Genomic DNA, 8,487 nt, shown 5'->3' on the forward strand with positions numbered 1-8,487 from the left:
ATTTCAAAAGATGCTCCTTGATTCTTTCTTATGCCTTTCAGCCATTCCCATCCTGTGCCAATTGCATAATAAGAACTACTTCCAGACCAATTATCTCCACTGTAGCTAAATCCACCAAGGCCGCCAAAAAGATAAAAACGAGACTTATCAGTGCTTGGACTGTACATTAATTTTGCCAAACCTGTTTTGTAATCACCATCAAAACTAGTATTCCCCTGCAATTCCCAACCAAACTGAGCTGTTCTCCACGATCTAATTCCCAAACCAAGACTGTTAAAAGTTGGAATAATGGACAATCCAGTTCTTGGTTCTTTAGCGTAAACAGAAGAACACATAAAAACAATAGCAAGGCACAAAAAAACACCAGAAAATTTAATTCTCATCAAGACCCCCTCTTTTAACTTGAGGATATATTTTCCTCTTCTATCCTCAAACCTCTTCCAAATTCATTCGTCACCAACCAGAAACCTCTTCCCTTTTACCAGGCATAGTTGCCTGCAATTGATACACCATGTTTTCAATATGCGCATACAATGGATGACCGGCATATTTTTTAAAAGCTCCTTCAAAAAACTTATTAGTTACTTGTTCCTGTAACCCCTTTATAGGATTTAAACCGAATTCTTTTTTCGTAACTGTTATTTCATCTTCCCAGTATAAATCCCCATTTTTATAAACCTTGATATTTCCTATGACTTCTTTTTTCTTGTAAATACCGGTTGTCAGGTATTGGCACTTTTTCAATGTCCCATATATCAACCCCGAAACCCCAAGTTCTTTTATTAATTCGTCCTGTCCAATAGACGGAAGTTGCCCTCCATCCGTTATACCGATTGCATTTAGCTTTTTATCAATCACCTCCATTGGAATAAGTTCATAATCTTTTTCCTTTAATCCATAATAAAATAGTTCTCTGAATAATTCTCCAGCGGTAAGGTCGCTGGTTTCATTTGCAAATGGAAGAACTGCAACTTTAATTGGTCGAGTAAAATTGTTATGTAACAAAATAGGTTTATGTACTGCGGCACAACTCGAAAAAAATACAGCTATGCCTATTAACAGAATAATTCTCTTTATCATTGGTTCCTCTTCCTGCCACATATCCAACAAATTTAATAAAACTGAAAATTACTAATATGGCGAACTGCTACCATTAAATTCCCGTTTCATTTTAATAGATATATCTATTTTTTGTCAAGCCCAATTTATGTATATATTCTGTGGATTAAATCGAGATTATCCTATATATTCGTATTTGATACAAAATGAGGGGGCAAAATGTTAAAATATATAGGCAAGAGAATAGCGGATTCGAGAAAAAAGAAGGGCTGGACACAGGAAACATTAGCAAACAAGGCAAAACTTCATAACACTTATGTTGGCGCAGTAGAGAGGGGTGAAGTAAACATAAGCATAAAGAGTCTTGAGAAAATTGCTAATGCTCTAAATCTTCCTCTTATAGAATTCTTTAGAGCAGTAACAAACAGTATCCCCCAAACAGAAAAAGAAAAGATAATAGACGAAATCTGCAACAGATTAAGAAAACAGAAAGTTAAAAATTTAGAATTACTTTCAAAAATAATTAAAGACGTTTTGACTTGGCAAAAGAAATAGCCCCTACAATAACCGGTTCGAGTTTGTTATACGGGTCTCCCTTTTGTCATACATTAAGCGATGAAAAGCTACCAACTCATTTTCGTGATGAAACTTCTTTTTTTATCTCAATGAGCTTGACGGACTCGCCGGCGCCGTGGACAATGCTGATTTCAGATTTCGCGACGCCGAAATGTTCCGACAATATTTCCATGAGACGCTTATTGGCTTTGCCCTTCTGAGGCAGCGCGTCCACTTTCACGCAGAGCATCCCGTCGGCGCGGAGGCTCACTCCGGGCGTCTTGCTTGCGGCTTTAACTTTAATTTTTATCTTCATAGTTTATTGAGTCCGCTCTAAAATGCTTATAATCAAGATTCCTCCTCATTACATTCGTCGGAATGACACCGAGAATGACTTTTTAGAGTGGACTCATACATAGTTCCATTTTACATAGATTTATGGAACTGCCAACTCCATTCTGCATATCCTATTCTGCATATCCAAAATATCGTCACAACTATTCCTGGGAATTGTAAAAGTTGAATAGGCATAATTAATACGTATTCAGCGGCGCAATTTTTTTAACGCAAGTTCCAAATCTTTTCTATGAATTATTCTGCCAATAATTATTTTATTGCTCATCATACTAAAAAGCACCCTGTAATCCTGAACTTTTAATTCATATTTGGCGGGCTTGAATAGCCTTCTAATCTTTTTTATTCTGTAGCCGTCGGGAAAAGGGTTTTTCTCAAGAAATAATATTTCTTTGAATATAACGCGCGCAATCTTTTCTGATATTTTATTGAGATCTTTTTCCGCACGCGGCGTACTGTAAACCTTATACATTTATCTTTTTTTCTTTAAGATATTTGCGGAAATTTCTGTATTGTCCTTTTTCTATATCTTTATCCATCTCATCCAGCATTTTTTGAAACTTCGGCGAGTGCGTCAGGATATATTCTTCAAGCGTATCTTCATCAATGCGGGAAAGAATAGCTTTTGGTTTCCCTCTGAAAGTTATAATCACATCACTTCCCTGTTCTGTAAAAGCAATAATATCAGGTGTCCTTACTTTAAGATCCCGCATGTTCGCGTATTTAATCATGGCAAGCCTCCTTTGTAGCTCAAAAGAGCTACAACAATAGTTTAATGTTATTCAACTCGCTTGTCAAGCGCACGCATCCCTGAAGCTGCAACTTTAGGTTGCGTATATTCCCCGTCAATTAAACGCAGGCTGAAGCACCCAAAAGGGCATTATAACCTGCGGCTACCCCTTGTGCCCGAAGGGTAAAAACACTTTTATCAGAAATATTCTCATTATGAATAATGCAGGCTAAGAATTGTATATCCACCCTAACGGGTATAATATTGATTTTTTAATGTGGTAATTCTACCCTGTCGGGCTTATTTTATACATTATCATCGCAAACTATACCCGAAAAGGTATAGTTTGTAATAAAAAAACTTGACATTGCGCCCGAAAGGGTCTATACTATTGCCGAGGCATGAAGATGAATAATATAGGCAAACATATCAAAGAATTAAGAAAAAAATTTCACCTTACGCAGGTGGAATTATCTGAGCGCGCGGGAGTTGGCTTACGATTTATCAGGGAACTGGAAAACGGCAAGGCGACCGTACAGCTTGATAAGGTTGATCAAGTCTTACGGTTTTTCGGTTACCACATTGATATCACGAAAGATGAAAACAAATTATAGAAAAGCAACCGTATATTCAAACGGTCAAAAAGCCGGTATTATAGAAGAAACCGCTCATGGTTATAAATTCACATACGAAAAAGATTTCATTGAAAAAAATACGCCGATTTCTGTTTCACTGCCTCTGCAGATAGATGCCTATGAAAGCGGCGCGCTCTTCCCTTTTTTTCAGGGGCTGCTTCCGGAAGGATGGTATCTTGAAATGGTTGCGTCCACATTGAAAATAGACAGAGAAGATGATTACGGACTTCTTCTGGCCACCTGTAAAGAAACCGTCGGCGCAATATCCATAGAGGAAATATTATGAACAGATGTTTTTCGTGCGGAAATAAAATATCTGAAAATTTAATCTTTCATAAAAAATGCCTGAAAGACCTTTTTGGCGTTAGCTATATTCCGCGGATAGAACTGTCTTTAAATGAATTAACAATAAAAGCTCAGGAGATGGCGGGCAAGTTATCAATATCGGGGGTTCAGGCAAAACTTTCAATAAAACTGGATAAAAAGTCAAAAAAATTAATATCCGTCGGCGAGGGAGGAGAATATATTCTCAAACCGCAAGCGGGAATATATGAACAGTTACCTGAAAACGAGAATCTGTGTATGGCGATTGCCGGACAAATCGGGCTGGATATTCCCCCTCACGCATTAATAAAATTAAAGGACGGCAGTTCAGCCTTTATTATAAAAAGATTTGACCGCAAAAACGGCGGCAAAATCAATCAGGAAGATTTCTGCCAGGTTATGGGGAAATCAAAAAGAGATAAATATACGGGTTCACTTGAGCAGATAGCGAATAAATTAAATGAAATATCCCAAATACCGGGACTGGATATTCAGCGCGTTTATGAAAGAGCTTTATTTTTTTTCATAATCGGAAACGGCGACGCTCATTTAAAGAATTACTCCATCAACTATACAGATATGCGCACTGTACGTCTGTCGCCCGCTTATGATATCGTATCTTCTAAATTATTAATTCCGGGGGAAGAAGACTGCGCGATAACAATAAACGGTAAAAAAAATAATTTAGGGCTTAGGGATTTTTTTAATTTCTCTGAAAAATATAACATCCCTCAAAAAATAACCCGCAATCTTCTTGATAAAAAACAAATAATTCTTGACTCCATAAAAGATTCACAATTAAATTCGGATTTTAGAAAAAAATTAACCGCTATCGTCTTAGAAAGATTTTCAAGATTGACGGAATAGGGCTATACTCCTAATTTGCTTTATTTATCAAATTGGAGCGGAAAACTTTTCACTCTTTTGTCAACAAAACCGTGAAAATATGCAAATAAACGGCGAATTTCACGGTTTTGAGCCCCTAGGGGGCGCAAGACAGCAAGCTTCGTTACTATCCCTGCATGCCGGAGGAAATATTTTTTTGAACAATTCTAAATATTGCCCGGGCGAAACTTCCTGAGGCCGGGCTTCGGGGGCAATGTCAGGGTGTTCCGAAAGCCTGACGGCCTTATCATCAGGAAGCCTCTTTAAATTATTGGCCAATGTTTTTCGCTTTGAGAAAAAACAGATGTTCATGAAGTCCTTCCACTCATCCGAGTTTATGCCGGTGTTCCTGTTTTTTAAAACGAGCACGCCCGCGTCGACTTTGGGCGGAGGACTGAAACATTTTTTTGAAAATGTGAAGACAAGATGAATATCAAAAAATACGCCCGCCGTCACGGATGTCCGGCCGTAGCCGGAAGAGCCCGTCGCCGCGGTGAAGCGTTCCGCCGTCTCTTTCTGAAGAGTCAAAACGCATGTATTCCATGCGGGCAGCGCGGCAAGAAAATAGATTATGTCCGTTGATATGCCGTAAGGCAGATTGCTGATTATGTTAAACGGCGCGCCGTCAAAAAATCCGCTTTCTTTCAGTATGTCGCCCGTTATGACACGCAATTTTTCGCCGCCGAATTTCTCTTTCATATAATAGGCGAGCTTCGGGTCTCTTTCAACACAGATGATATCGGAAGCGTTCAGCGCGAGTTTATATGTCAGAGCGCCCTTCCCCGGGCCGATCTCTAAAAGATTGCCGCCCGGCGGCAGCAGCGAGATTATTTTTTCAACTACTGTTTTGTCTTTGAGAAAATGCTGCCCGAACTTCTCAGGCATTTACAGGCCTAAAAGTTTACAGACTTCCTCGAGGTCCGGCGGTGCAAGAGCCGGGTGCTCGCATGATTTGATGGCCGTGTCGGGGTCTTTCAGGCCGTGGCCGGTGAGGGTGGCCGTTATTATCGTCCTCTCCGAGGCGTTTTTAAAATAACCTTTTTTGTTGTATTTGATCAGGCCCGCGACACTCGCGGCGGAGGCCGGCTCGCAGAAGACTCCTTCGAGCCCGGCGAGAGCCTTGTAGGCGAAGATTATCTCATCGTCCGTCACCTTGTCTATGACGCCGAGAGATTCGTCCCTGGCCTCTTCCGCCTTTTTCCATGAAGCGGGATTCCCTATCTTTATGGCCGTGGCCACAGTCTGCGGATCTTTTATTATGTGCCCGTCAACGATGGGCGCGGATTTGGCCGCCTGAAAACCCATCATCACAGGACGGACGGCGGAATATTCTTTATAGCCTTTCCAATAGGCCGTTATGTTTCCAGCGTTCCCGACGGGAATGGCGTGATAATCCGGCGCACGGCCCAGGTCGTCGACGATCTCAAAGGCGGCTGTTTTCTGCCCCTCTATCCTGAAAGGATTTATGGAGTTGACGAGCTCAACGGGATATTTTTCGCATATCTCCCGGACGATCTTCAGAGAATCGTCAAAATTTCCCCTGACGGCCACGATCTTCGCGCCGTGTATCATCGCCTGCGAAAGTTTGCCCAGAGCTATCGCCCCTTCGGGTATAACGACAAGCACTTTTATTTTCGCCCGCGCACCATAGGCCGCGGCCGAAGCCGAGGTGTTGCCGGTGGATGCGCATATCACATATTCACAGCCTTTTTCGGCGGCCTTGGACATGGCCATGGTCATGCCCCTGTCCTTGAAAGAACCCGTCGGGTTCAATCCTTCATATTTGACATAGAGCTGAAAAGGAAAATCGAATTCTTTTTCAATGCGCGGGACACGTATCAGGGGGGTGGAGCCCTCCTGCAGGGAAATGACGGGCGTGGCCGGGGTCACCGGCAGATATTTTCTGTATCTTTCTATCAGGCCTTTCATATATCCAGAAGCCTGTAATAAACAGTTTTTTCCTTCACCATTTTAAGTTTGTCTATTTCACCTATGGCGTTTATCAAATCCCCCGTCCGGGCCTCATGCGTGAGCACGACAATGGGCACCGCCTTGGGTGAGAAACCGTCTTTCTGGACGACAGACGCAACGGATATGCCGTGATCGGCAAGTATATCAGCGATTCGCGCCAGCACCCCGGGTTTATCCTCGGCGGTGAACCTGAGATAAAAACATGATTCCACCTCTCTGGCGTCGGCGATACGCGGCGGCTTTTTTTTCAAATCAAAAAACGGCATGTGGAGAGCGCTCTTTTCCATTATGTGGCGCGCCGAGTAAACGATGTCGCTGACCACGGCGGAAGCGGCGGGAAGAGAACCCGCGCCGGGGCCGTAGAGCATCTGCTCGCCCGCGGCGTCGCTCTTTATATACACGGCGTTAAAAGCCCCCGAGACACTGGCAAGGGGATGCGAGCTCTTTATAAAGGCGGGAACAACCTGAAAGGCAACGCCCTCTTTCGCGGAAGCTTTTCCCTGTTCGGGTTTTACCTTTTCCATGAGCGTAAAAAGTTTAATGGTGTAACCCAGTTCCCCGCCCAGCTTTATGTCAAAAGGCTGTATCTTCTCTATCCCTTCCGTGTATATGTCAGACGGCTTTATGTGACTCTTAAAAATCAGCGACGACAATATCGCCAGTTTGGACGCGGAATCGCCGCCCGTGATATCAAGCGTGGGGTCGGCTTCGGCGAAACCGAGTTTCTGCGCTTTTTTCAGCGATTCGTTAAAACCAGCTTTACCCGATGACATCTCGGACAGTATATAATTGGTTGTCCCGTTGAGTATCCCCGCCAAACCGTATATCTCATTGGCGCAAAAGCCCTCATTTATCGCCGCGATAATTGGTATTCCCGCGCCGGCCGTGGCCTCAAAATATATCCGTCTTTTGTTTTTAGCGGCCGCAGCGAGCAGTTCGTTAAAGTCCTTTGCCAGAACATTTTTGTTGGCGGTGACAACATCCATCCCCCTCTCCAGCGCCAGAAGAATAAACCTTTTGGCGGGCTGATAACCGCCTATCAGCTCGACGAATATATCTATTTCGGGGTCGTTGAAAATATCCTCTATGTCCGGCGTATAGACTTTGCTCTCGGGAAGAAGGCCGTGATAGCCCTTGTTCTGTTCAGATAACCGGCGGGCGTCGGCCTTATCCTTAGCCGCGAATTTTTTATCGCACACTCTTTTGATCCGCAGCTTAGCCCCGGCGCGCGCGGAAAGATCCTCGTTTTTTGACAGGAGAAGCGACATCACGCCTTTCCCCACCGTGCCGTATCCGGCGAGTCCTATGTTTATCGTCTTCTTCATTTTTGAGAGGGCGGATTCTTCATGAATTTTTTGAGCCTCAAAAAAGCGTCATGGAATCTTTTGTAATGCGTCACCATCGCTATACGCACATAACCTTCACCGTAGGTGCCGAAACCTATCCCCGGAGCGACGGCAATACCGGTTGTCTCTATAAGAAGTTCCGCGAATTCCAGAGAGGGCATATTCGCGTACGGGGGCGGTATCTTCGCCCAGAGATACATCGTGGCTTTGGGCTTTTTCACATCCCATCCTATGGACGAAAGTTTTTTTACAAAAAAATCAAAGCGTTTTTCATATTCATCGAGCGTCGGCTGGATGTCCTTTTTTTCCAGCTCCAGCGCCCGCACCCCTGAGAGCTGCACGAAGGTCGGCACGCCGTAATCAAGATAACTCTTGTATTTCGCCAGCACCCCCAGGATCTCGGAATTGCCGGCCGCCCAGCCGATTCGCCAGCCCGCCATGTTATATGTCTTTGAAAAAGATCCAAACTCGACACCCACGTCTTTCCCGCCCTTCACCTGTAAAAAAGACGGAGCGACATAATCACCGAATGTCACCTCCGAATAAGCGTTATCGTAAATGACTATTATATCGTACTTCTTCGCGAATTTGACGACTTCCTCCAGATATTTTTTATCTTCTATAACTG

13 protein-coding genes are annotated in these 8,487 nt (G+C 43.4%); 4 read left to right on the forward strand and 9 right to left on the reverse strand.

All coding sequences use genetic code 11. The features are described 5' to 3' along the window. On the reverse strand, positions 1-383 hold a 383-nt coding region (locus FP827_03935; GenBank protein MBA3052224.1), incomplete at its 3' end, for a hypothetical protein. A 70-nt stretch (positions 384-453) separates the two neighbouring features. Then, positions 454-1,101: a hypothetical protein gene (locus FP827_03940; GenBank protein MBA3052225.1), complete on the reverse strand. Its 648-nt coding sequence runs from the start codon at positions 1,099-1,101 to the stop codon at positions 454-456. Positions 1,102-1,278: 177 nt separating this feature from the next. Here FP827_03940 and FP827_03945 point away from each other — a divergent pair, with 177 nt between their 5' ends. Then, complete coding sequence (locus FP827_03945; GenBank protein ID MBA3052226.1) at positions 1,279-1,614, forward strand: helix-turn-helix transcriptional regulator; 336 nt, start codon at positions 1,279-1,281, stop codon at positions 1,612-1,614. A gap of 76 nt (positions 1,615-1,690) precedes the next feature. On the opposite strand, the gene FP827_03950 is transcribed toward FP827_03945, so the two are convergent. The 3 genes from FP827_03950 to FP827_03960 form a co-directional block, all read right to left on the reverse strand. After that, positions 1,691-1,930 (reverse strand): DUF167 domain-containing protein, encoded by a 240-nt coding sequence (locus tag FP827_03950; GenBank protein ID MBA3052227.1) that lies wholly within the window; start codon positions 1,928-1,930, stop codon positions 1,691-1,693. 228 nt (positions 1,931-2,158) lie between these two features. Continuing rightward, the gene (locus tag FP827_03955; protein ID MBA3052228.1) at positions 2,159-2,440 is read right to left on the reverse strand and encodes a type II toxin-antitoxin system RelE/ParE family toxin; all 282 of its coding nucleotides are present in this window, start codon (positions 2,438-2,440) and stop codon (positions 2,159-2,161) included. After that, on the reverse strand, positions 2,433-2,699 hold the full coding sequence (locus FP827_03960) for a hypothetical protein (protein MBA3052229.1): 267 nt from the start codon (positions 2,697-2,699) through the stop codon (positions 2,433-2,435). Before FP827_03960 ends, FP827_03955 begins: the two co-directional genes overlap by 8 nt. Positions 2,700-3,105: 406 nt before the next feature. On the opposite strand from FP827_03960, the gene FP827_03965 reads away from it, so the two are divergent. Genes FP827_03965 through FP827_03975 form a run of 3 tightly spaced genes read left to right on the forward strand, consistent with a single transcriptional unit; the run spans position 3,106 to position 4,524 of the window. Beyond that, positions 3,106-3,312 (forward strand): helix-turn-helix transcriptional regulator, encoded by a 207-nt coding sequence (locus tag FP827_03965; protein ID MBA3052230.1) that lies wholly within the window; start codon positions 3,106-3,108, stop codon positions 3,310-3,312. Continuing rightward, a complete protein-coding gene (locus tag FP827_03970; protein ID MBA3052231.1) occupies positions 3,296-3,619 on the forward strand; it encodes a phosphatidylinositol kinase in 324 nt (107 codons plus the stop codon). The genes FP827_03965 and FP827_03970 overlap by 17 nt, the downstream gene beginning before the upstream one ends. Further along, positions 3,616-4,524 (forward strand): HipA domain-containing protein, encoded by a 909-nt coding sequence (locus FP827_03975; GenBank protein MBA3052232.1) that lies wholly within the window; start codon positions 3,616-3,618, stop codon positions 4,522-4,524. The genes FP827_03970 and FP827_03975 overlap by 4 nt, the downstream gene beginning before the upstream one ends. A 99-nt stretch (positions 4,525-4,623) precedes the next feature. Here the strand turns inward: FP827_03975 and rsmA are convergent, their stop codons facing one another. The 4 genes from rsmA to FP827_03995 form a co-directional block, all read right to left on the reverse strand. Next, positions 4,624-5,427 carry a ribosomal RNA small subunit methyltransferase A gene (gene rsmA / locus FP827_03980; GenBank protein MBA3052233.1) on the reverse strand — a complete coding sequence of 268 codons (804 nt, stop codon included), beginning with the start codon at positions 5,425-5,427 and terminating at the stop codon, positions 4,624-4,626. Further along, positions 5,428-6,471, reverse strand: a complete 1,044-nt coding sequence (locus tag FP827_03985) for a threonine synthase (protein ID MBA3052234.1) — start codon at positions 6,469-6,471, stop codon at positions 5,428-5,430. It lies immediately after the preceding gene. Beyond that, complete coding sequence (locus FP827_03990; protein ID MBA3052235.1) at positions 6,468-7,838, reverse strand: homoserine dehydrogenase; 1,371 nt, start codon at positions 7,836-7,838, stop codon at positions 6,468-6,470. Before FP827_03990 ends, FP827_03985 begins: the two co-directional genes overlap by 4 nt. After that, a partial coding sequence (locus FP827_03995; protein ID MBA3052236.1) for an aminotransferase class I/II-fold pyridoxal phosphate-dependent enzyme occupies positions 7,835-8,487 on the reverse strand: 653 nt, incomplete at its 5' end. The genes FP827_03990 and FP827_03995, both read right to left, overlap by 4 nt.

This window comes from Candidatus Omnitrophota bacterium (assembly GCA_013791745.1).
In the GTDB taxonomy this organism is placed as follows: Bacteria; CG03; CG03; order CG03; family CG03; genus CG03.